The sequence below is a fragment of the Streptomyces sp. RLB3-17 genome, assembly GCF_007113425.2.
GTDB lineage: Bacteria > Actinomycetota > Actinomycetes > Streptomycetales > Streptomycetaceae > Streptomyces > Streptomyces mirabilis_D.
In genome coordinates, this window is the sequence record NZ_CP041610.2 from 2,137,625 (window position 1) to 2,160,112 (window position 22,488).

Annotated in this window: 15 protein-coding genes and 1 pseudogene; 9 read left to right on the top strand and 7 right to left on the bottom strand. The window is 72.5% G+C overall.

The window, feature by feature from the left end:
- Positions 1-88: 88 nt before the first annotated feature.
- The 3 genes from FNV62_RS10090 to FNV62_RS10100 form a co-directional block, all read right to left on the bottom strand.
- A complete protein-coding gene (locus tag FNV62_RS10090) occupies positions 89-1,093 on the bottom strand; it encodes an alpha/beta hydrolase (protein WP_144315127.1) in 1,005 nt (334 codons plus the stop codon).
- Between the two features lie 206 nt (positions 1,094-1,299).
- The gene (locus tag FNV62_RS10095; RefSeq protein WP_144315128.1) at positions 1,300-2,016 is read right to left on the bottom strand and encodes a response regulator; all 717 of its coding nucleotides are present in this window, start codon (positions 2,014-2,016) and stop codon (positions 1,300-1,302) included.
- Positions 2,013-3,323 carry a sensor histidine kinase gene (locus FNV62_RS10100; protein ID WP_144315130.1) on the bottom strand — a complete coding sequence of 437 codons (1,311 nt, stop codon included), beginning with the start codon at positions 3,321-3,323 and terminating at the stop codon, positions 2,013-2,015. The genes FNV62_RS10095 and FNV62_RS10100 overlap by 4 nt, the downstream gene beginning before the upstream one ends.
- Before the next feature lie 132 nt (positions 3,324-3,455).
- Between FNV62_RS10100 and FNV62_RS10105 the strand changes: the two genes are divergently transcribed.
- The gene (locus tag FNV62_RS10105; RefSeq protein ID WP_060899192.1) at positions 3,456-4,022 is read left to right on the top strand and encodes a class I SAM-dependent methyltransferase; all 567 of its coding nucleotides are present in this window, start codon (positions 3,456-3,458) and stop codon (positions 4,020-4,022) included.
- Positions 4,023-4,176: 154 nt separating this feature from the next.
- Positions 4,177-4,884: a hypothetical protein gene (locus FNV62_RS10110; RefSeq protein WP_144315132.1), complete on the top strand. Its 708-nt coding sequence runs from the start codon at positions 4,177-4,179 to the stop codon at positions 4,882-4,884.
- On the opposite strand, the gene efeB is transcribed toward FNV62_RS10110, so the two are convergent.
- Both efeB and efeU read right to left on the bottom strand, forming a co-directional pair.
- Positions 4,815-6,098: an iron uptake transporter deferrochelatase/peroxidase subunit gene (gene efeB, locus FNV62_RS10115; RefSeq protein WP_144315134.1), complete on the bottom strand. Its 1,284-nt coding sequence runs from the start codon at positions 6,096-6,098 to the stop codon at positions 4,815-4,817. The two genes, FNV62_RS10110 and efeB, sit on opposite strands and share 70 nt — an antisense overlap.
- 181 nt (positions 6,099-6,279) lie before the next feature.
- Positions 6,280-8,763, bottom strand: coding sequence for an iron uptake transporter permease EfeU (gene efeU, locus FNV62_RS10120; protein ID WP_225900218.1), 2,484 nt, complete (start codon positions 8,761-8,763; stop codon positions 6,280-6,282).
- A 566-nt stretch (positions 8,764-9,329) separates the two neighbouring features.
- Between efeU and FNV62_RS10125 the strand changes: the two genes are divergently transcribed.
- On the top strand, positions 9,330-11,213 hold the full coding sequence (locus FNV62_RS10125) for a phosphatidylglycerol lysyltransferase domain-containing protein (protein WP_097283639.1): 1,884 nt from the start codon (positions 9,330-9,332) through the stop codon (positions 11,211-11,213).
- Positions 11,214-11,601: 388 nt separating this feature from the next.
- Positions 11,602-12,660 (top strand): sporulation protein, encoded by a 1,059-nt coding sequence (locus tag FNV62_RS10130; protein ID WP_143612722.1) that lies wholly within the window; start codon positions 11,602-11,604, stop codon positions 12,658-12,660.
- Positions 12,661-12,723: 63 nt separating this feature from the next.
- Here the strand turns inward: FNV62_RS10130 and tatA are convergent, their stop codons facing one another.
- A complete protein-coding gene (gene tatA / locus FNV62_RS10135; protein WP_143600775.1) occupies positions 12,724-13,002 on the bottom strand; it encodes a Sec-independent protein translocase subunit TatA in 279 nt (92 codons plus the stop codon).
- A gap of 164 nt (positions 13,003-13,166) precedes the next feature.
- On the bottom strand, positions 13,167-13,310 hold the full coding sequence (locus FNV62_RS10140) for a hypothetical protein (protein ID WP_164331385.1): 144 nt from the start codon (positions 13,308-13,310) through the stop codon (positions 13,167-13,169).
- A 59-nt stretch (positions 13,311-13,369) separates the two neighbouring features.
- On the opposite strand from FNV62_RS10140, the pseudogene FNV62_RS55595 reads away from it, so the two are divergent.
- From FNV62_RS55595 to FNV62_RS10165, 5 genes and pseudogenes are all read left to right on the top strand, one after another.
- Positions 13,370-13,656: pseudogene (locus FNV62_RS55595) on the top strand (response regulator transcription factor); the annotation flags it as partial.
- A 123-nt stretch (positions 13,657-13,779) separates the two neighbouring features.
- Positions 13,780-14,355, top strand: a complete 576-nt coding sequence (locus FNV62_RS10150) for a TerD family protein (protein WP_054228841.1) — start codon at positions 13,780-13,782, stop codon at positions 14,353-14,355.
- 177 nt (positions 14,356-14,532) lie between these two features.
- The gene (locus FNV62_RS10155; RefSeq protein WP_143612723.1) at positions 14,533-16,560 is read left to right on the top strand and encodes a HEAT repeat domain-containing protein; all 2,028 of its coding nucleotides are present in this window, start codon (positions 14,533-14,535) and stop codon (positions 16,558-16,560) included.
- A gap of 106 nt (positions 16,561-16,666) precedes the next feature.
- A complete protein-coding gene (locus tag FNV62_RS10160; protein ID WP_143612724.1) occupies positions 16,667-17,548 on the top strand; it encodes a DUF4132 domain-containing protein in 882 nt (293 codons plus the stop codon).
- On the top strand, positions 17,545-22,434 hold the full coding sequence (locus FNV62_RS10165; RefSeq protein ID WP_144315136.1) for a hypothetical protein: 4,890 nt from the start codon (positions 17,545-17,547) through the stop codon (positions 22,432-22,434). Before FNV62_RS10160 ends, FNV62_RS10165 begins: the two co-directional genes overlap by 4 nt.
- Positions 22,435-22,488 lie beyond the last annotated feature (54 nt).

A 22,488-nucleotide genomic window follows, 5' to 3' on the forward strand; every position in this document is an offset into this window, starting at 1 on the left:
ACGGGCCACCGGAAAGCGTCGCCCCTCATGCTCCGTCCTCCGGCGCCCGGTGCCAAGCCGTCACCGGCAGGAGGCCCGGTGGACGGGGTCAGTTCTCCAGGAGCCGGCGCAGCCAGCGCAGACGTGCGGCCTTGGTGTCCTGGGACAGGGCGGCCTGCGGCGCCATCAGGTCGTATCCGTGGAAGCCACCGGGCCACACGTGGAGTTCGGCCCGGCCGCCCGCCCGCCACAGGCCGCTCGCGTAGGCGACGGCCTCGTCCCGGAAGGTCTCGGCCGAGCCGACGTCGATGAAGGCCGGGGGCAGCCCGGAGAGGTCGTCGGCGCGGGCCGGGGCGGCGTAGGGAGAGACGTCCGGGCCGCCGCGGGCGTCACCGAGCAGGGCCGTCCACCCCATGTGGTTCGCCGCGCGGTCCCACACTCCGAGACCGGCCATCTGATGGCTGGAGGGGGTGTCGTTGCGGTCGTCGAGCATCGGGCACAGCAGCACCTGCCCCAGGAGCGCCGGTGTGCCGCGGTCCCGGGCGAGCAGGGCGACCGCCGCGGTCAGACCGCCCCCGGCGCTCGCGCCCGCGACGATGATCCGCTCGCGGTCGAACCCCAGTTCCCCGGCGTGCTCGGCCGTCCACTTCAATCCGGCGTAGCAGTCCTCGACGAGGGCCGGATGCGGGTGTTCGGGCGCGAGGCGGTACTCCACCGACACCACGGCCGTGCCCAGCTCCTCGGCCCAGTCGAGCATTTCCCCGACACCGGTGCGGTTGTCGCCGATCACCATGCCGCCGCCGTGCACGTTGTAGACGACGGGCACGGCCGCGGCGGCCCGGGTCGGCCGGCAGATGAGCAGGGAGATGTCCGGTGCGCCCTGCGGCCCGGGCACCGTGCGCTCCTCCACCTCGAAGGCGCCGTCCCGGGTCAGGTCCAGGTCCGCCCCTTCGGACAGTGCGATGCCCTCGCGCAGCGCCGGGATCATCTCGACGCTGAACGAGGACGGCAGCTGTTCGCGGATGATCTCGAGGGCGGCGGCGAGCTCCGGGTCGAACGGCGGGGGCGGCCCGACCCGGGAGCCCTGTGCCTCGGCGGACGGATTGGTGGTCATCGGCTCTCCCTGCGTCCGGGCCACGTCCCTGTGACCACTGACTGTCATCGTGCCGCGCGCCCGCGGTCCCACGGCAGCGCCGGACGGCGGAGAAGTCCCGCCGGACGGCGGGATGCCCGTCGCCGCTCGATCCCCGTCGCCGCTCACCCCTGTCGCCGTTCATCCCTGTCGGCGCTCACCCCTTTCGGCGCTCACCCCTTTCGGCGTCAGTCCCCGACCCGTACCAGCCCGCTCTCGTAGGCGAAGATCACCGCGTGGATACGGTCCCGGAGGCCGAGCTTGGTCAGGATGCGGCCGAGGTGGGTCTTGACGGTCGTCTCGCCGACGAAGAGGCGGCCCGCGATGTCCCCGTTGGCCAGTCCCCCGGCGACCAGGGCGAGGACTTCCCGCTCCCGCTCGGTGAGGGCGGCGAGGCGGCGGCGCTGGGCGGGCGTGGACGCGGACGCGGGCCCGTGCAGGACGAAGCGTTCGACCAGGCGCCGGGTGAGCGAGGGCGCCACCATCACCTCGCCCCGCAGGACCGCCCGTACGGTCACCAGGATCTCCTCGGCCGGGGCGTCCTTGACGAGGAAGCCGTTGGCGCCGGCCCGCAGGGCGGCGTAGGCGTACTCGTCGAGGTCGAAGGTGGTGACGACGAGGATCCGGGGCCCGTGGGGCTGCGCGCAGAGGTGCTCGGTGGCGGCGAGTCCGTCCAGACCGGGCATGCGTACGTCCATCAGGACGAGGTCCGGCTCCAGGGCGGCCGCGCCCGCGATCGCCGCGTCGCCGTCGGCGGCCTCGCCCACCACGGTCAGGTCGGGCTGGCTGTCGACGACCATGCGCAGCCCCATCCGGATCAGCTCCTGGTCGTCGCAGATCAGCACGCGGGACGGGGACGACGTGGGGGGTGGGGTCGAGGCCGGGATCGGGATCGGGCCGGTCATGGGGCCGCCCCGGTGGGCTCGGGCTCGGCGACGCGCAGGGTGGCGACGACCTGGTAGCCGCCGTCGGGTGTGGGCCCGGCGTCGACGCTCCCGCCGTACAGGGCGGTGCGTTCACGCATGCCGGTGAGACCGCGACCGGACGAGGGCAGCGGGGCGGGGCGCTCGGCGACGGCGCCCCCTGCGGCTGCTCCGGCTCCGGCTGAGTTCTCCACCCGCACGCGGACCAGCCGCCCGGGCCCCTGAGTGCCCGTGTCGACCCGTACGTGGATCGTGGCGTCCTGCGGCGCGTGCTTGACGATGTTCGTGAGCGCCTCCTGCACGATGCGGTACGCCTGCGCGGTGAGGTCCGCCGGAAGACCGCGCTGCTCGCCGCGCACGTCCAGCCGGGCACGCGTGCCGCTGGTGTTGAGGCGTCCGATCATCCGGCGCAGATCGGCCGAGAGGGGCTCGGGAGCCGCACCGGGGCCGCGGTCGCGGTCGGAGTCGGCGTTGTGGTCGGGGTTGTGGTCGGGATCGGCCGAGACGTCCGCGTCGGGCGTACGCAGCACCTCCAGCAGCCGGCGCAGTTCACCGAGGGCCTCGCGGCCGGTCGCACTGATGACGCCGAGGGTGCGGTCGACGACGGCGGGGTCGACATGCCGCATCAGCCTGCCGCCCTCGGCGTTCACCACCATCACGCTGACGCTGTGCGCGAGGACGTCGTGGATCTCGCGGGCGATGCGCGCCCGTTCCTCGGCGACGGCGACCCGGGCCAGGGCGAGGCGCTCCGACTCGACGAGTACGGCCCGGCGCTCGAACTCGGCGAGGTAGGCGCGCCGGGCACGGACGTACTCGCCGAACACCCAGGCCCCGGCCAGCAGCAGCCCCACCGCGAGCGGGGTGAGCCAGGCACCTCGGGCACCCGGACCCACGTACTCCCGCTGCCACGCGGGAATCCACAGCAGTACGCAGACGGCGGCACACACCACCGTCAGCGCGGCGGCCCGGCGCAGACCGCGCACGGTGAGGGTGGCCAGGACCGCGGCCAGGGCGACGGCGCCGCGCCCCGGCTCCTGTCCCCACACGTGTCCGAGGTACTGCGCCCAGAAGGCCGCCGTCACCAGGGCCGCGACGAGCACCGGCCGACGGCGGCGCCACAGCAGGGGCAGCACCAGGGCGACGTACACGCCCGCCTGTATCCAGACCGGCCGCCAGCCCGGCTCCGGGCGGATGACCGGGGGCACGGCCACCAGCACGACCAGAAGGACGTCCGTCAGCCACGGGTGGCCGCGCCGCCGGCGGGACAGGGTCTCGATCAGCCGATGCACCGCCTCACGCTATGACCGGGGCCCGCTCCGCCGCATCGTCCTGCGGGGCGTCACGGGGTCCTCCCGCGGTCGTACGCGCACCGGCCGGGGATACGACGTGCGGCCACCCGGCGCGCTTCCAGCATGGCGGCCATGTCGATCACCACCGAGTTCCTCAGACGGCCCCTCATGACCGGTGCCGTGGCGGCCAGTTCACGTCGGCTGGCCCACGCGATGACCGAGGGCATCGGTATAGAGCGAGCCCGGCTCGTCGTCGAACTGGGTCCGGGGACCGGGGTGTTCACCGACGCGATCCTCGCCCGGCTGGCGCCCGAGGCGCGGCTCGTCGCGGTCGAGCTCAATCCGGTGCTCGCGGCACAACTGTCGGCCGCACGGCACGACGAACGGCTGACCGTGGTGCGGGGATCGGCCGCCGAGCTGCCCGCCGCGGTGAGCGGACCGGTCGACGCGGTGGTGTCCGGGCTGCCGTGGACGGTCATGTCGCGGGAGCGGCGTGGGCACATCCTGGACGCCGTGAGCGGAGTCCTGGCGCCCGGCGGCCGGTTCACCACCTTCGCGTATCTGCACGCGGCCTGGACTCCGCCCGCCCGCGACTTCACCGCCGAACTGGCGTACCGCTTCGACCGGTTGGAACGCTCGCCCGTGGTGTGGCCGAACCTCCCACCCGCCTTCGTGCACCGGGCCACCAGGAGGCCGTGACGCCCGGCGCAGGTCGACGTATCCCATGCCGAAGCGTCCGCGAAGATCCCACGACCCGATGGAGACCCGACACGGAAGCGGTTGACGAGCGGAAACCCTACATACTGTAGGGTTTGCCTCATCGTGAGCCTCTTACGTCTCGGGGGACCCCCAAATGAAGGAACGTGACGACGGTCCGGCGGCGCCGAGCGACGGCACTTTCGAGCGGATCCTGGAGCGGGCCCTCCACTCTCCCGAGATCATGGCAGCCGTGGAACGCGTCGGCGTGGCGGACACGCGCGAGCGCCTGCGCGCCGAAGCTCTTCAGGCGCGCCCCTCGCTCTCCCTGACCGCCTCGGTCGAGTACGACCGGTACCTCCGACTGCGGGCGTCCGGGCGACATGAGGGACCCTCGAAGGCCGCCGTACGTGTCGGGGACGGCTCCGTGTCCGTCTCGGCCCTGCTCGTGCCGAGTCTCGGTGTCGTCGCCGCGGGTGTGTACGTCCTGAGCGGGTTCGACCTGCACGCCCTCGACGTACGCCCGCATCTGAACGACGGGCTGATCATGGTGGTGGTGATCCTGGCCGCGGTGACGGCGGGCGCGGCGCTGGGCGACCTCCTCTGGTCACTGGCGACGCGCGACCGCCCCACCTCGGAGGACCGCGATACCGAGGTGAGGCGTGCTCATGAGGAGTGGCAACTGGCCCTGCTGGAGCGGGGAGTGATGCCGTTTCTGCTCGGTACGCTGGACGGGGCGGCCTCCTGCCCGGCCCCGCTGCCGGCTCCGGCCCAACCCCCTGTTCACCCTTCGCTTCAGCCCTCCACGAGGGAGCGGCCCAGCCAGTCGGACTTGTCCTTCACCCCGGGCAGCGCGAAGAAGTAGCCGCCCCCGGTGGGGCTGATGTAGTCGACGAGCGGCTCGTCGATCAGACGCGTCTGGGTCGCCTCGAACTGACGGACCACGTCCTGCTGGTAGGAGCAGAAGGCCAGGCCCATGTCGAGGTTGCCCGCCTTGTCGACGCCCCGGTCGTAGTTGTATCCGCGGCGCAGGATCCGGGTGGTGTCGGTCTTCGCCGTACGGGGGTTGGCGAGCCGTATGTGGGCGTCCAGCGGGATCGCCTCGCCCTTGGGGTCCTTGGTGTAGCGCGGGAGGTCGGCCTCCTGGGCGCCGTCCAGCGGTGCGCCGGTGTCACGGCGGCGGCCTATCATCTTCTCCTGCTCGGTGAGCGAGACCCGGTCCCAGAACTCGACCAGCATGCGGATGATCCGGATGACCTGGTAGCTGCCGCCGACCGCCCAGGACGGTTCGCCGTCGGCCGCGGTGACCCAGACGAGCTTGTCCATCTCGCGGGACGAGGTCGTGTCGGGGTTGGCGATGCCGTCCTTGAACCCGAGGAAGTTGCGCTGCGCGCCGGTGGGACGGGACGGGTTCTGGAAGCCGTCGATGCGCCACTTGATCTGCATCGCGCCGCGGGTGTGCCGGGTGATGTCGCGCAGGGCGTGCAGCACCGTGTCGGAGTTGGCGGCGCACAGCTGCAACGACAGGTCGCCGTGGCACTCGGCGGCGTCGAGGTTGTCGTTGGGGAAGGTGCGCATCGGCTTGAGGTGGCGCGGCATGCGGTCGGCGAGGCCGTAGCGGTCGTCGAAGAGCGAGGCGCCGACGCCCACGGTGACGGTGAGGTCGTCCGCGGGCAGGTCCGGTCCCAGCAGACCGCTGTCGGAGGGCGGTGCGCCCACGCCGAGGTCGACCGGGGTGCCACCGGTGGTCAGGAAGCGGGCCCGTTCGGTGATCGTGCGCAGCAGGGCGGCCAGTTGGGCGCGGTCCTCGGCGATGACGTCGAAGGAGACGAAGACGGCGGCCGTGGGCGCGGGGGTGGTGATGCCGGCCTGGTGGACGCCGTGGAAGGACACTTTGCCGCTGCCCGAGTCGGCCGCCGCGGCGGGAGTGCTGCCCGCGGCCACCTGGGCCCCGACGAGCCCGGCGCCCGCCAGGGCGGCTCCGGCCGCGCCGACGCCGAGGGCGGTCTTGGTGAACGTACGGCGGCCGAAGGGGCAGCCGCCCTGCGCGGCCTGGTCGTCCTGGCTCGGGGTCGTCATCGGGGGAGGTCCTCTCCTGTGGGCACATGGTCCCGGTACTGCGGGGGCGGTGGTTCGGTGCGAGTGGGCCGACGGTCCGGGGTCGGCGCCGCCGGCCTGCCGACGCGACCTTGGGGCTGCTCACGCGGCCTTGGCGTCGCTCAAGCAGGCACTGCGGTCGCTCAAGCTGGCGTTGGGCCGCTCACGCGGCCTTGCGGATCTCCAGGAGGTCCGGGATCGGGGCGAGCTCTTCCAGCAACTGGCCGACCGCGCCGTCGAGGCGCTGCCGGTCGGTGTCGGACAGCTTGTCCAGCGGCGTCCAGGTGCCGTCCTCGGCCCGCTGGGCGAGCACCAGTTGCTCGGTGCGCCGCATCCACGTGTCGACGGCCGGGATCACCTTGGCGTTGCGCTTGTCGATCAGCGGTCGGAGCAGGGTGAGCAGTTCTCGGGTGCCGTCGAGGTTGGCCTCGGTGGTGGCCAGCTCGGTGCCGCTGCCGTAGTCGGCGTTGCCGCTCAGTTCGCGGTGCAGGGTGTTCTCGAGGATCTCGTGGCTGCGCAGCGGGAGGTCGGCCGGGTCGAAGTCCTGCTTCGGGAAGTCCTTGCGCAGGGCGTCCACATCGGCGGCGAGCTGCTTGGCGTACGGCGCGAGGGTGGCGGCGGACTGGCCGTGCCACAGGCCGTACTCGATGCGGTGGAAGCCGGTGAAGGCCGGGTCGTCGACCCCGCCCGCGAGTCCGGCCGTACGGCCGTTGATCTTCGCGTCGAAGTCGGCGAACGTTCCATAGGCGGCGCCGAGCGAGGCGTACCGCGTGTGCGCGGGCAGCCAGTCCTTGCGGGCCTGGTCGAGCTTGTCGGCGTCGAGGTCGCTCTGGAGGGTGCGCGTCTTCGTCTGCAGGTCGGCCAGACCCTGGTCGACGTACGCCCGGTAGGCGGCCAGCGGTGCGGCGAGGTCCTTCTCGGAGACCGGCAGTACGGCCTGGACGGAGCCGCCGCCCGCGCTGACGCGCACGGCGGCCGAGGTGACGGCCTTCCCGCCGTTGGGCACACAGCGCCAGGCGTACGAGCCCGTCCCGACGGTGGCGATCAGCGCGCGGGTGGTGCCGGGGGCGATGCCCTCGACCTCGCCGTAGACGGCGTTGCTGACCGGGTCGATCAGATAGATCTCGGAGGTACGGGAGCCGCTGTTGCGCACCTGGAAGGTCTGCCGACCCGGCTTGGGCGCGCTGAAGCCCTTGCCGCAGTCGGCCGCGGACACCTCGACGACGGGCGTCCCGGACGCGGGCTTTCCGCCGCTGGCGGCGATGGTGATCCCCGCGATGAGCGCGGGCACGGCGACGAGAGCGGCGGGCACCGTCCAGCGGGGGAAGCGACGGGGGGTGGACGGCGTGGCCACCGGGGGCTCGGCGTCGTCGGCGGGAGCGGACGCCTTCTCGGGGCTGGACGAAGCAGGCTCGGCGGCGGGCTCTCCTTCGGAGGTGTGCTCGCCTTCGGCGGCGGACGTCACGGACGGGCCGGCCTCGATCGCGGCCGACGTGGCGGCCTTGTCGGCGTCGGCGGAAACAGAGCCGGCCTCACCGCCGGCCGGAGCGGGCGCGGCGGACCGCTCGGCCTCGACGGCGGTCGACGCGACGGCACTCCCGGCGCCCGGATCGGAGTCGGGGTCGGCGGGACTCCCGGCCCGCGTGGCGGCGGGCGTCGCGGGCTGCTCCGCCTCGGCGGAGTCGAGCGGCACGGACACGCGCTCGGCTGCCCCCGCGACGTCCGTCGCGGCGAGCACCGCGGGCTTCGCGCCCCCGGCGGGTGCGGACGCCCCGGCCGTCGGCTCGGCGGCCACCGCGGCGCCGGACGCCGCGGGCACCGGCTTCGCCGGGGCCGCCCCGCGGACGCCGCGCACGAACAGCGTCATCACGATCGCCAGGTACGAGCCGTAGACACCGACCTGAAGCCAGGTCATCTGCGGGGTGAGGTTGAGCGTGCCCTGGACGGCGGTGACGTACCAGGAGGCCGGGTCGAGATGCGCCGACAGATCGAAGGCGTATGACGTGCCGCCCGGGATCACCGTGGCTTCCTGGAGGTCGCGCATGCCGTAGCCGAGGACGCCCGCGGCGATGACGATGAGCACGGCACCGGTGATGCTGAAGAACCGCGTGAGGTTGATGTGCAGGACGCGCCAGTACAGGCCCCAGCACAGCGCCGCGGCGAGCAGCAGTCCGACCGCCGCTCCGGCCAGCGGACCCGACGAACTCCCCGCGGCCTGCGCGGTGGTCCACAGGAACAGCGCGGTCTCCAGGCCCTCACGGCCGACGGCGAGGAACGACGTGGCGATCAGTACGCCCGCGCCCATGCCCAGCGCGGCGGTGACCTTCTGCTTGATCTCGCCGGAGAAGGTACGGGCCGAGCGCCGCATCCAGAACACCATGGCGGTGACGAACACGACCGCGACCAGACTCAGCGTGCCCCCGAACGCCTCCTGCGACTTCCCGGGCAGGTTCGCCGCCGTGAACGTGAGGACCGCGCCGAAGCTCATCGACAACCCGATGGCGGCGGCAACTCCCGTCCACACATGGGGCAGTCGGCCGCGCTGGTCGGACCGTACGAGCGTGGCGACCAGAACCGAGACGATCAGTCCCGCCTCCAATCCCTCACGCAGACCGATCAGAAAGCTGGGAAACGCGTCGTCCCACACCTCGGGCCTCTCTCCGATGCAGCAAATACCAGGCCGGACGGCCAAGGGCGGGGCTTAGTGTAGGCATGCCTAACTAGCGGTCAAGAGAGCGTGCAAATCCCGACACAGCGGACGCGGATCGCACGCCGGGCCCGGGTCGGCCGCATCGAGAGCGGATCGGCCGATATGTCGTCGCGGGGGCCGCACAGGGCAGGCATCACGCCTCTGAGCTGCGATAACACGAGAGCGGCAGGCAAGGGGCCCTGCGTCCGCGCCCATACGCGCGGCGGACGGCGACAGCCCGGCGGCGCGGTCGCACCCCCGTCACGGACGATCCGTCCGTGCTTCGATTCTTACCAGTTACTTACCCCGCCGCACCGCCCGGACCAGGCAATCTTTCCCCGCAACACACCTGACCGCCACTCGTTAAGACCCTCGGCGGCAATCCTCACCGCGACCACAACTCACCTTTTCCTTACAGCATGTAGGGTTTCCCCGCTCTGCCCCACTCAGGGAACACACAGAGTTCGCCGCCCCCGCTCCCGCAGCTTTCCCCCACCGCCCTCTCCCCAAGGTGATGCTCCACGGTGTCTGCACAACAGCCAGTACTCGTCCCGGAACAAAGGAACTCGAAGTCGCGCCGGACGGCCCCGACCGGACGGCCGGCCATAGGCGACCGGCTACGACCACGGGCGGCCGCGGCCACGGTCTGGTACCTGCGGCTGCTCGCGCTGCTCAACCTGGTGGCGGTCACGTCGCTGCCGTTCCGGGAAGAGGTCCACGAGCACAACGGAGGTGAGTTCTTCACCCCGTACCTGGCCACCGCCGGGCTGGTCTCGGCCGCGCTGGCGCTGTTCCTGGCCCTCGTGATGCGGCGCCGCAAACGGGCCGCGTGGATCTTCAACATGCTGCTGGCGGGACCGCTCTTCGGGCTGTACGTCCTGGCCCTCACGCAGGAGCAGTACCGACAGCACGGCTTCAACTGGTTCTCGACCGTGTTCACCGGGCTCTTCGTCGTCGCGCTGCTGGTGGGGCGCAAGGAGTTCCAGGCCGTCGGGGACCGCTCCAACCCCCGGCTGGCGCTGGCCGTCGGTGCCGGCGGCTTCCTGGTCAGCGGCACCCTCGGAACGCTGCTGGTGAGCGCCACCAACAAGGTGTCCGGGGCGCCGCTGACCGACCGGATCGCGTACACGCTGCTGCGCGGGGTCAGCGTCGGCCCGCTCGCCGACCGCCTCGACTCGGTGGTCGCGCCCCGCTGGGTGGACGTGATCGTCAACATCCTGATCGCGGCCTCCTTCCTGCTCGTGCTCTACGCCTGCTTCCGCGCCCCGCGCGGGCGGGAACTCCTCGGCGAGGACGACGAGCGACGTCTGCGCGACCTTCTCGCCAAGCACGGTGAGCGGGACTCACTGGGCTACTTCGCGCTGCGCCGCGACAAGGCCGTCATGTGGTCCCCGAGCGGCAAGGCGGCGATCGCCTACCGGGTGGTCGGCGGTGTGACCCTTGCCTCCGGCGACCCGATCGGCGACCCCGAGGCCTGGCCCGGCGCGATCGAGGCATGGCTGCACGAGGCGCGGCGGCACGCCTGGACGCCGGCCGTGATGGGCGCCGGCGAGGAGGCCGGCACGATCTACGCCCGGCATGGCCTCGACGCCCTCGAACTCGGCGACGAAGCCATCGTGGACCGTGCCGACTTCACCCTCGAAGGACGCGCGATGCGCGGAGTGCGCCAGGCGCACAACCGCATCCGCCGGGCCGGTTACACCGTCGGCATCCGCCGCCACGAGGACATCCCCGAGGCCGACATGGCCACCCTCATCGACAAGGCGGACCACTGGCGGGACGGCGAGACCGAGCGCGGGTTCTCGATGGCGCTCGGCCGGCTCGGCGACCCGGGCGACGGCCGGTGCGTGATGCTGGAGTGCCGCGACAGCCAGGACGAACCGCGGGCCGTGCTGAGCTTCGTACCGTGGGGCGACAAGGGGCTGTCGCTCGACCTGATGCGCCGGGACCGTGACTCCGAGAACGGCCTCATGGAGTTCATGGTCATCGAACTCCTGCTGCGCGCCGAGGAGATCGGGGTGCAGCGGGTCTCGCTGAACTTCGCCATGTTCCGTTCCGTCTTCGAGCGCGGCTCCCGGCTGGGCGCCGGACCGGTGCTGCGTCTGTGGTGCTCGGTGCTGACGTTCCTCTCCCGCTGGTGGCAACTCGAGTCCCTCTACCGGGCCAACGCCAAGTACCGGCCCATCTGGGAGCCCCGTTACCTCCTGTTCGAGAAGAGCAGCGACCTCCCCCGCATCGGGATCGCCGCCGCCCGCGCGGAGGGCTTCCTCACCCCGCCCGCGCTGCCCGCGCTCGGCCGACGTCCACTGCTACGGGCGCCGCGGGGGCGGTCACAGCCCCCGCACGGCAGCGGGCAGGTCCCCGGACAGCAGCGCGGTTCCTCGACCGACACCTCGTCGGCCAGGTAACTCCTCGGGCCTGTTCGAGGTACGGGCGCCGGGGCACGCGCACCCGGCGCCCGCCATGTCGCAGTCGTCCGACGTTCACGTCGTCCGGAACCGATGCGACCGATCACCGCGCCCGCCCCCGGACGGGTCGACGCCCTCAACACCTATGCGGACAACCCTGGCGGGGCGGCTCAGTGGCCCCGGTGGCCCCGGTGGCCCCGGTGGCCGCGAACATCCACCCGGACGAGCTGGAGCGCTGCTTCGGGCGCACCAAGTCGTGAAAGATGCCTCCGTCCAGGTGACTTGGGAACTTCTTTACCGATGCCGTCAGTTCTGATCACACCGGCTCGGGGCACGTTCCGAGCCGGTTCGGAACGATGAGTGCGATCAGTGAAGGAGCCACACCGACATGGTGTTCAAACGGCTGCTCGGGGCGATGGGCGCAGGCGGCCCCTCGGTGGACACGGTTCTCGACGGCGGCGCGGTGGCGCCCGGCGGGATCCTGTCCGGGCAGGTCCATCTCCAGGGTGGCAGCGCGGACGTGGAGATCGAGCACATCGGGCTCGAACTGATCGCCCGGGTGGAGGCCGAGTACGAGGACGGGGAGAGCGAGGGCGCCGTCGTCTTCGAGCGGTTCACGGTCGGCGGCGGTTTCCGCCTCGCCGAGCAGGAGCGCCACAGCGTTCCGTTCAGCGTGTCCCTGCCGTGGGAGACACCGGTCAGCGAGCTGTACGGGCAGCCGCTGGGCATCGTCCTCGGTGTGCGCACCGAGCTCGCGGTGGCCGGCGCGAGGGACAAGGGCGACCTGGATCCGCTCGCGGTGCGTCCGCTGCCGGTCCAGGAAGCGGTCCTGGAGGCGCTGGGGCAGCTGGGCTTCGGCTTCAAGTCCGCCGACCTCGAACACGGCCACATCGGGGGTACGGGGCAGCAGCTGCCCTTCTACCAGGAGATCGAGCTGACGCCCGCGCCGCAGTACGCGCACGTGGTGAACGAGATCGAGCTGACCTTCCTCGCCACCCCGGCCGGCATGGAGATCGTCCTGGAGGCCGACAAGCGCGGCGGGCTCTTCGAGCCCGGGCAGGACGCCCTCACCCGCTTCACGGTGAGCCATCACGATGTCGGCACACGCGACTGGAACAGCGAAGTCGACGGCTGGATCAGGCAGTTGGTCGAACACCGGGCGTCGTACGGCTCTCACGCCACGTACGGCCACGCCGATCCGTATGCCGCCGGAAGCGAGTACGGGCATCACTCGGCCCATGGGTCTGGCCATGCGTCCGATCATGAGTCCGGCCATGGGTCCGGTCATGAGGGCCACCGCTCCGGGCCCGGCCTCGGTACCGCGGTCGCGGCCGGCGCGGCGGGGCTCGCGGTGGGAGTGGTCGGCGGCCTGGTCGCGGCCGAAGTCGTCGACGAGGTGGGCGACTTCTTCGAGGGCGACGACGACGAAGGCGGCGAAGAGGACTGAGTCCTCAGACGTGTCCGTGTCCGGGGGCGGTGTGCGCCGTCCCCGGACACGGACCACATGGGCTCAGTGCGCGGCGCTCGGAGCCTCGGTCGTCGCCCGCGGGGCGGCCTGCTCGGCGGAGTTCTTGATGATCGCCGTGGGGGTCACCGGAGCCGTGCCCTGTTCGGCGGTGGCGGCGGACGCGGGGTTCTCGTCCTTCATCGCCTTGGTCTCACTCTTGAGGATGCGCATCGACTTGCCCAGCGCACGGGCGGTGTCCGGCAGCTTCTTCGAGCCGAACAGCACGATGAGCACGATCGCCACGATCAGCAGGTGCCAGGGTTCCAGTCCGTTGCGGAGCATCGCGCGCCCGCCTTTCTTCGCCTCGGTCGAGGGCACGCCCCACTGGCCGCCACCCACTTGATGATTGCTGCTTTGCGCAACAGTACAACCATGGGTGCGGATCGGACGGCTCCCGGCTCCCCCTTCCGCCCCCCTTCCGTTCCCGTTCCGCTCCTGTTCCGCTGCTATTCCGTGCGCAGGGCGACGGCACTGCGGATCCGGGCGGCCCAGCCCGCGGACAGCGGCGCGCCCGGGGCGGCGAAGCCGTCGGGGGCGATCTGGCCGCGTACCGGGTGGTGCAGGAGGCGTTGACGAACATGGTGAAGCACACGGTCGGCGCCAAGGCGACAGTGACGGTCGAGTACGGCATCGACGTGGTCGCGGGGGCATCACCCTCCGCCCGGTCGAACGCCACGCCCGCCGGTCCCCGGAGACGACCGCGCTCCCTCCCGACCTGGCCCGTCGACCCCGCGCGAACTCGAAGTCCCGCGTCTGCTCGCCCAGGGCCTGAGCGACACCGAACTCGCCACCCACCTCCACCCGGCCGAGGCGACGGTCAAGACCCATGTCGCCCGCGTCCTGGCCGAACTCGGCCTCCGCGACCGCGTCCAGGCGGTCGTCACGGCGTACGAAGCGGGCCCGGTCACGCCCGGCACCATGGCGAGGAACACGTAGGACCGACGGGTTCCGGCCGGCAACTCCCGCTTTGTTTCTACAGTGATGTAGTTTTTTTGATGTCGATCCATCCAGTGCCGGGCGTCCACTCGCCCGGCCGATGGCAGCACGGAGGAGAGCAGCGTGGGAGTTTCCCTGTCCAAAGGCGGCAATGTCTCGCTCAGCAAGGAGGCACCGGGCCTGACCGCGGTCCTGGTCGGCCTGGGCTGGGACGTGCGGACCACGACGGGCACCGACTACGACCTCGACGCGTCCGCGCTGCTGGTCGACGAGTCGGGCAAGGTCCTCTCGGACCAGCACTTCGTCTTCTACAACAACCTGAAGAGCCCGGACGGTTCGGTCGAGCACACCGGCGACAACCTGACCGGTGAGGGCGAGGGCGACGACGAGTCGATCAAGGTGAACCTGGCCGGCGTACCGGCCGAGGTCGCCAAGATCGTGTTCCCGGTCTCGATCCACGACGCCGACGCGCGCGGACAGAGCTTCGGCCAGGTCCGCAACGCGTTCATCCGTGTCGTCAACCAGGCCGGCGGCACCGAACTCGCGCGCTACGACCTGTCGGAGGACGCCGCGTCCGAAACCGCGATGATCTTCGGCGAGTTGTACCGCAACGGCACGGAGTGGAAGTTCCGCGCGGTGGGCCAGGGGTACGCCTCGGGTCTGTCCGGGATCGCCTCCGACTTCGGCGTCGGAGTCTGACGCGTCCCACCGGTTCCCCGCCGTCCCCGCCGCCCCTCGCCTCGAGGCGAATCCCCTGGGCGCGGGCGGCGGGCCCCCGCCACCTCTGTCGCCGGAACACGCCCCAAAAGGCACACGTGACTGTCAGTGCCTTGGTGCACACTCACGATGAGTTGTCGTACGCCTGGGGAGGATGCCGTGTTCACGGGGATGGACGAGGTCGGCTGGGCCTCGATGAAACATGCCTATGGAAGCGCCGAGGACGTCCCGGAGTTGCTCCGGGGACTGGCCTCCGCGTGCCCTCAGGAGCGTGAGAGAGCGCTCGACGGGATGTACGGAGCCGTGCACCACCAGGGCGACGTCTACGACTCGACGCTCGCCTGCATCCCGTTCCTGTTCGAACTCGTCGGGCATACGGAACTCCACGACCGGGGCGGCGTCGTGGAGCTGCTCGTCAGCATCGGCGGTGGGGACGCCTTCGACGACGGTCCGCTCGAGGACGGGGACGGAGCTGAGGGCAACTACGCCATGGCCCGCACGGCGGTACGGTCGGGCGCCGCGGCCTTCATCGGCCTGCTCGCGGACCGGGACCCGGAGGTGCGCCGGGCGGCACCGACGGCGCTCGTGCGGTTCCTCGGCCAACCGGAGCACGTCCTCGGGCTGTTGACGGGACGACTCGAGGAGGAAGAGGAAGAACGGGTCCGGCCGGCCCTGGCCGAGGGTCTGGGGCTGTTCGCGCGCCTGCACCCCGCGTCCGCCGCTCCCGCGGTGGAGTACCTGGTCGAACTCGGTGCCGCTCCGCACGACCCCGGGCTGCGGCTCGCCGCCCTCGGCCAACTCGCCGGCTGCGCACCCGATCGCCTTCCAGCCGACCTCGTGCCCACGGTCGTCGCACTGCTCCGGGCCAGATCACAACGCCCCCGGGTGCCGGAGCAGCCCGAGCGGCCCGACACCGACACCCTCATCGGCCACCTGCGCCGCCTGCGCCCCGCCGACGAGGAGGGGGGTCATCTCCTGCGGACCCTGCACACCGCGCTCGGCGGCCGGACCGCCGACCGGATCGCCCTGCTCAAGGGGCAGTTGAGCAGCGACGAGTCGGCGGACCGGTGCAACGGCGTGTGGATGGCGGCGGGGCTGTTGCGTGAATGGCGGGGCTCGTACGAAGAGCTGGTCGCGTCGATCGGCGAACAGGTCGTCATCGAGGAGCAGCGGCTGCGCGATGCCGCGGCCTCCGTCCTGGAGACACTCTTCGGTCTGGCCGCCCCGGCCGCCGACCACCTGGCCGCCCTGGTGGCGACGGGCCCCGAGCACCGAATACGCCAGTGGGAGCGCGGGGCGCCGACCCTCGGCGCCCCGCTCAAGGCGCTGGCCAGAGCCGGCGATCCGCGCGCGGTGGCGGTGCTCGCCGAGGTGCTGGACGGGCCGGTCGTGCCCCCCGATACCGGTTACGAAGTCCAGCACTTGGGCCCGGCGGCGGCCACACTCGCTCCACTGCTGCGCGAGCGCCTCCGCGAGGTCCCCCTCGACGCACTCGACACCTACGACCGTGCGGTGCCGCTGCTGTTCGCGCTCGGCAGGCTGGGACACGCGCCTGCGGTACCGGAGATGCTGCGGCTGCTGCATGGGGCGCCGGAGGGGCTGCGGAGCCGGGAGTGGCTCGTGCGGGCGATCGCCGACGCGCTCGGCAGATTCGGCCCGGACGCGCGGGAGGCGATACCGGCCCTGCGCGAACTGCTGGACGGGGGGAGCGCGGTGGCGGCGGCCGATGCGCTCTGGTCGCTGGAGGGCGACGCGGAAGCCGTACTGCCGACGCTGCGAAGAGAATTGGTGGAGGAACCGCTCCACGCACGCAACGCGGCCGACGCACTGGGCCGACTGGGGCCCGCGGCCCGGCCCGCCCTGCCGGCACTGCGCGGCATGGCCGACTCCGGGAAGGTGTGGCTGCGTGCGAGTGCCGCGGGCGCCCTGTGGGACATCGCCGGGGATCCAGGACCGGTCCTCCCCGCGCTCCGCTCCGCCTGGGAACAGAACGCGCACACCCGCACCCTCCTCGCCGACTGTCTGACCCGGATGGGGCCGGCGGGCGCGCCCGCCCACGATCTGCTCCGTACGGAACTCGCCACGCCGCGGCGGCACCAGGCACGCGCCGGCGGATACGGCAGCCACGACATCGCCGAGGACGAACAGCTGCTGCGTGCCTGCCGCGCCGCCCTGGACGCCGCGTAGAAACCGCAGCTCAAGGCCGCTTGAGCACAGCCCTTCGGGGCGTTGTCAGACCCCTCCCCTACTGTGATCACCATCGCCGACAGGTGGGTTCGGGAGGGGTCCTGTCATGGGTTGGATCGAGACATCCAGTGGGTACGCCGTCACATTGGACGGCGCACAGGTGCGGTGCCGCAACGCGGCAGGACGCATGCTGAAGCAGGTGCCCGCGAAGCTGCGGGACGACGTGGAGGTCGTCCGGCTGCGGCAGTTGGCCGAGTGGCTGGAGCGGCATGAGCGGGAGTGCCGCTCCCAGGTGGACACCTGGATCGTCCGCTCCCTGCCCGTGCCGACGGACCTGCTGGCCCGGGTGTGGCCCGACGCCGCCTGGCAGGCGGCGCTGCGGGACCTGGTGGTGGCGCCGGTGGACACGGACGGCACGGTCGCGCTGGAGCGCACCGGATTCCTGCGGGACGCGGATCCGGAGCAGGGCCTCGGCGTGGTCGACCTGGACGGCGACTCGGTCCGGCTCGCCGCGCGGACGGTGGTGATACCGCATCCGGTGCTCCTCGAAGACCTGGAGGAGCTGCGGGAGTTCGCGGCGGAGCTCGGTGTCGAGCAGGGCGCGGGCCAGTTGTTCCGAGAGGTCTGGCCCCGGCCGGACGAGAGGGACGGCGCCGCCTTCGAGTGGAGTGCCTACGCGGGCGGGAAGTTCGAGGAACTGCGGCACGCGACCGCGCGGGCGGGTTCGTACGGCTATCGGGTGCGCGGCGGGTACGCGGTGTGCCCGCTGATCGAGAACGGGGTCGCGGTGGAGGCGGCCTACTGGATCGGCGCCGACTACCCGGAGTCCGAGACCCGCACCGGCGGCCTGGAGTGGCGGGCCGCGGGCGGCCGCCGGCTGCCATTGCGGGAGGTGGGGCCGGTCGCCTGGTCGGAGGGGGTTCGGATGGCGGCTTTGGTGTACGCGGGGCGTGTGGTGAACGGCGAGGACGAGGAGGGGGAGCTGTGAGCGGGGATCAGCTGCTGGAGTCGGGAGCGGTACTGCCGCTGGGCGAGGGTGCCGGCGATGTGCTGACGGCGCGGACGTACGGGCATCCCGTACTGGAGGGGCGCACGGTGGTGCGGCTGGTGCCCGAGGCGATCGGGCCCGCCGAGGACCTCGCCCTGGAGTACCTGGGCTTCGGTACCGCCGACGCGGCGCCGGTGGGCCGGGTGAGGCGGCAGTCGCTGGGTTTCCCCGCCTGGGCGCTGGTCAACGACCCGGTGAACGGGCACCATGCGCTCGCCGTGGTCAAGGAGATGGAGCGGCTCACCCGGATGGTGTCGAGCAAGCCGGGCCACGCCAAGGACGGCTTCGACGAGATCGGCGCCCGGCTGGACCGGTCGGTGCCGCACTTCCTGCCGACGTACTACGAGCAGGTGGCCCGGTTGTTCTTGGGGGCTGAGTCGCGCCAGCACGCCGCGTCGTTCTTCGGCAAGGCCCGGGCCGCCGAGCAGCGGCACGCCCTCGACGTGGACGAGGACCGGCTGCGGGAGGTGTTCCTGGAGTTCGCCGGAGCGGGCGCGCTGAGCGGGAAGGCACTGCGCGAGCACGCCAAGGGCCTGGCGGCACGACTGTCCGGCACGGATGCGTACGACCAGTTCAGGACGCTGTCGTCGCAGCGCTGCGCGGCCGGGATCGCTCCCTACGCGGGCATGCTGGAGGATCTGCGGCGGCTGGCGAAGGGGGCGGGACTCGACCCGCGCGCCGAGGAGCGGGCGCTGCTCGCCGAGATCCTCCCCTCGGGGGCCATGAACCGCGCGGCCGGGAGCTTCTGGAACTCCGCGCTGCCCGCTCTGGCGGAGCTGGCGCACGAGGATCCGGCGGTACGGGAGCGGTTGTTGACGCTGATGCCGTCCACGGGCGGTGATCAGCGCGAGGAGTTCGACGCGGCGTGGCTCGCGCTGCTCGACGCCTGCGGGGCGATCGGTCTGCTGCTCGACGGCACGGTCGACGCGGCCGACTGGATGAGCTCCTGGGACCGGCACCGTCAGCGCGGCTGGCGGCAGCGCAAGCGGCTCGTCGAGGAGCTCGCCCTGGTGGAGCGGCTGGCGCCCCGGCTGATCGCCGACGGCAAGCCGGTGCGGCTGCTGCGCGAGCAGGGCTGGAACTCCTACGTGGATCTCGACCTGCTGGACACCGCCCTCGCGGCGGGCGTGCCGGTCGCCGACCCCTCCCCTGAGACCGAGGGGCTGGAACTGCGCTACTGGACGGACGACGAGCGCCCGGGCCGCCGGGACCTGGCCACGGTCGCCACCGACCCGCGCTTCGCTCCCCTGTTGCGCAGGGCGGTGGAGAGCCTCTCCCTCGTGGACGGACCCGCGTCCGGACCGTCGGTCCGCGTGCGGCCGCTCGCGGACCATCCGGCGCTGCGCACGGCCGTGGCGGGCTGGCTGCGGGACCGTGCCGACGCACTGGCCGAGCCGGTCGGCCTGCCGGGGCTCGACGAGCTGCTGGCCAAGGTCTCCCGCTTCTCGGCACCCGCCGTACTGGCGACAGCACCGGAGGCCGTCCGTCGGATCGTCGGATTCGATCCCGCCCCGGTCCTGGGCCGCACCCTGCGCGCGGGCATCCTCGACGAACTGGGCTGGCCCGCCCTCGAAGAGGCCCTGGACACCCTCGGCAGGGTCACTCCTCCGGCGAGTGGACCACACCCGTGGCAGCATCAGCACGGCCGGTCGTACCAGTACGCGGACGCCTGGCCCGCGCTGATCGTCCGTGTCGAGACCCAGGTCGCGCTGGCCGGCCCCGACGCGCTGCTCGACGCGCGGACGCTCACCCTGCCGTCCCAGGGGCGACAGTACGGCGAGCCGACGGTGCGTCATGTGGACGGCCAGTGGCTCATCGCGTCGGGGTACGGGAACGAGCAGCGGGCCGTCTGGTCCGGGCGCCCCGCCGACGTGTTCAAGCCGACGGGCCTGCCGGGCGGCTGGTACGGCGGCCACCCGGTGTCGCTCGCGCTGCCCGACGGCGGTCGCTGTTTCGGCGGTCGGCCCGTGCACGCCGGGGACACCACGTTCGCCGAGCAGCGCCGCGAGATCGCCTCGGACGGCATCTCCTACTGGGTGCTGCACGAGAACCGCTGGCACGAGTACGACCCCGCGTCCGCCAAGCGCGGCCGGATGTCGGTGCCCGCGTTCTTCGACTCGGCGCTCGCCGACGCCCGCCCGGGCATCGTCCTCACGCAGACGGACTGCCGTCTGCTGCCGGTCCAGCCGGGTCTGGAGGGCTCGCCGTTCGGCAGCAAGGACGGGCTGCTCGGCTGGTGGGTGACGCACGACCAGAACTCCGGTGCCTGGACGGCCTGTTCGGTCGACGGGAACCGCAGCCCGGCGACCACCAAGGGCGTTCCGGCCCCGCCCCTGCGCCTGCCGGGCGGCGCCGTCCTGCACCCCGTACAGACGGGCTGGAACCGCACGATCGTCGAGCTGTGCGACAGGGACGGCCTGTCGCTGGCCCGCGTCCAGCTGGGTGACCGCGGCAGCGCACATGCGGCGGGCACCCGCTTCCTGCCGCCGCTGTGGTACTGGCACGCGCTGCGCCCGCGCGACGAGCACGGTTCGGCCGCGCTGCGGGCCGTGACCGACGCGGACGCCACCGCGCTGTTGGCCGCCGTCCGGGACGGCGAGAGCCCGCGGGAGGCCGTGGCCCGGCTGCTGCCCGCCGTCACCGACGAGCGGCTCGCCCTCGGGGTGGCCGGGTTGGTCGAGGAGACGGCCCGCTGCGCCAGGCGAATCGCCACGCTTGGCGAGCAGGCCGAGCGGCCGGTCGCCGCGCCGCAGGACGAGGAGGAAGTCCGGCACGCGTACGACCACGTCCTGCGCGAGGCGCTGCGGGAGCTCACCGCTCCCGGACACTTCTACGGTTATTACGGCAACGAGCAACACGCCACCACCGCGGTCGATCAGCTCAGGGCGCTGCGCTCACTGTTGGCCCCGGGCACACCGCCCTCGAAGTTCCCGTTCGTCGGCACCGGAGTCGCCTGGCTCTCGCTGACCGGTCCCGGCACGGTGGCGGCCGCCCTGCGCGCCGCCGCGCCCACCACGCCGGAGGGCCGGCGCGCCGGGCTGCTGGAATTCCTCGACGTCGTTCTGTCGGTCGGCGACGGGGTGCTCGTCGATCCCCGCGGACGACTGCGGGTCGTGCAGCTCAAGGCCTCCCGGTCGGAGCGGCCGGAGCGCGTCGGGGAGGTGCTGGCCGCGGGCGACCGGCGGCTGCTGATCCTGTCCTGCCAGAAGGTCGACGCGGGCGACGCGTACTGGAACGCCGTCGAGTACGACCCGGCGGGCGAGTTCGGCCCCTGGGAGGGCTTCGCACTCGTCGAGTCCGAGATCCGGGGTACGCCCGGGGACGAGGCCCTGGCGCCCGCCGTACGGCGGTTGGTGGCGCTCGTGCGGGAGCGGGGACCGCTGCCCTACCGGCCGGAGCAGGCGCGGGAGTTCGCCGAGCGGGTGGGGGTGAGCGCGGTGGCCGGAGCGCTGCTGCTCCTCGGGCTGCCCGGGCTCAACTCCTACGGCAAGGACGGGCTGCTGCCCGCGGAGCACCTCCAGCCACTGGGCGCGAAGAGCGCGGAGGCGCAGGCCGCCCGGACCGCTCTCGGTGAGCTCTCCGTCGCGGAACGGCAGTTGTTCACCGCCGCGCTGATCCCCACGGATCCCGGACGCATGGAGCGGCTGTGGACCGACGGTTTCGACCTGGAGCCTGTCGTACGGATCTGGATCGAGCGGCGGGGGCAGCGGCGGGCGGCGCCGCCCGAGCTGATCGCGCGGATGGTGAGCGAGATCGGACCGGGCCGGATGCTGGACGCGGTCCTCAACCCCCAGGCGCGCCCCGAGCTGACCGGTCGCACCGAGCAGCGGATGCGGGGCAACGGACTCGAACCGCTGGACGCCCAGGCCCTGTTCACCGGCTCCACCCTGGCCGCGTACGTCGGCATGCTGCGCTGGCTCGCCTATCGACTGCCGTACGGCGATCCGCTGCGCGCGACGCTGCCCGAGACCCTGCGCATGCTCCGCGAGCGCCTCACCGACCCCGGGCTGCTGCTCGACCTCGGGGTGACCTGGGGGCATGACGGCAACACGGTGTCGACCCGGGTACGGGAGACGTTCGGGCTGCCCGCCCAGGGAGGCGGGGACGCGGAGGGCCTGCTGCGGGCGGGCCCGGCGATCATGCTGGCGCCGATGCGGCACCGCTCGGAGTGGGACACCGTATGGCTGCGGCCGTCGGCCGTGCTGCCGCAGGCGGGCGAGGAGGGCGGACCCGATCACCCGGCGCTGAAGCTGCTCGCGGCACTGAGCCGGGACAGCGGGCAACTGCAGTCGCTGCGCACGCTGTTGAGCGAGGAGTTCACCGCCCTGGTCACGGCGGACGGCCCTCCCGGAGCCGCACAGCATCCGGCCCACAGCGTGCCGGAGCTGGTGGCCGAGGCGGCGCAGCGGTGCGGGCTGTCCGAGGATGCGGCCGGGCTCTATCTGATGCTGCTCGCGCTCCCGGACCCCACGGACCGCAACCAGGCGGCCTGGACCGGCTGGAAGCCCGCACGGCTGAAGCGGGCCAGGGCCGAACTGGCCGCCACCGGGCTGGTGGTGGAGGCGAAGCGGTCCCGGGCCGGGCGAGCGCAGTTCCTGCCCGGCGGCTGGCTGGAGCACAAGGCGCCGCGGCTGCCCGTCGAGAGCTGGAAAGCCCCGCTGCTGCCGGAGACGGCCCACGGTTTCGTGGTGCCGGACCGCCCGGTGCCGGAGTTGTTCGCGCGGGCCTGGCGGCGGGTCGTCGAGGGGGACGCGCCCGGGTTCGAGGAGTTCGCCGGGCGTGGTGGCCGGGGCGGCAGAGGCGGCCGGAGCGGAGGCAGGGCATGAGCGGCGGACAGAGCACGGCGAGCGGGACGACGGCATCGGGTGAGACGGCAAGGA

Coding starts and splice junctions, on each gene's coding strand:
- tatA (WP_143600775.1), bottom strand. CDS start 13,002: ATGCTCCGCAACGGACTGGAACCCTGGCACCTGCTGATCGTGGCGATC.
- FNV62_RS10130 (WP_143612722.1), top strand. CDS start 11,602: ATGGTGTTCAAACGGCTGCTCGGGGCGATGGGCGCAGGCGGCCCCTCG.
- FNV62_RS10090 (WP_144315127.1), bottom strand. CDS start 1,093: ATGACCACCAATCCGTCCGCCGAGGCACAGGGCTCCCGGGTCGGGCCG.
- FNV62_RS10095 (WP_144315128.1), bottom strand. CDS start 2,016: ATGACCGGCCCGATCCCGATCCCGGCCTCGACCCCACCCCCCACGTCG.
- FNV62_RS10110 (WP_144315132.1), top strand. CDS start 4,177: ATGAAGGAACGTGACGACGGTCCGGCGGCGCCGAGCGACGGCACTTTC.
- FNV62_RS10105 (WP_060899192.1), top strand. CDS start 3,456: ATGTCGATCACCACCGAGTTCCTCAGACGGCCCCTCATGACCGGTGCC.
- efeB (WP_144315134.1), bottom strand. CDS start 6,098: ATGACGACCCCGAGCCAGGACGACCAGGCCGCGCAGGGCGGCTGCCCC.
- FNV62_RS10160 (WP_143612724.1), top strand. CDS start 16,667: ATGGGTTGGATCGAGACATCCAGTGGGTACGCCGTCACATTGGACGGC.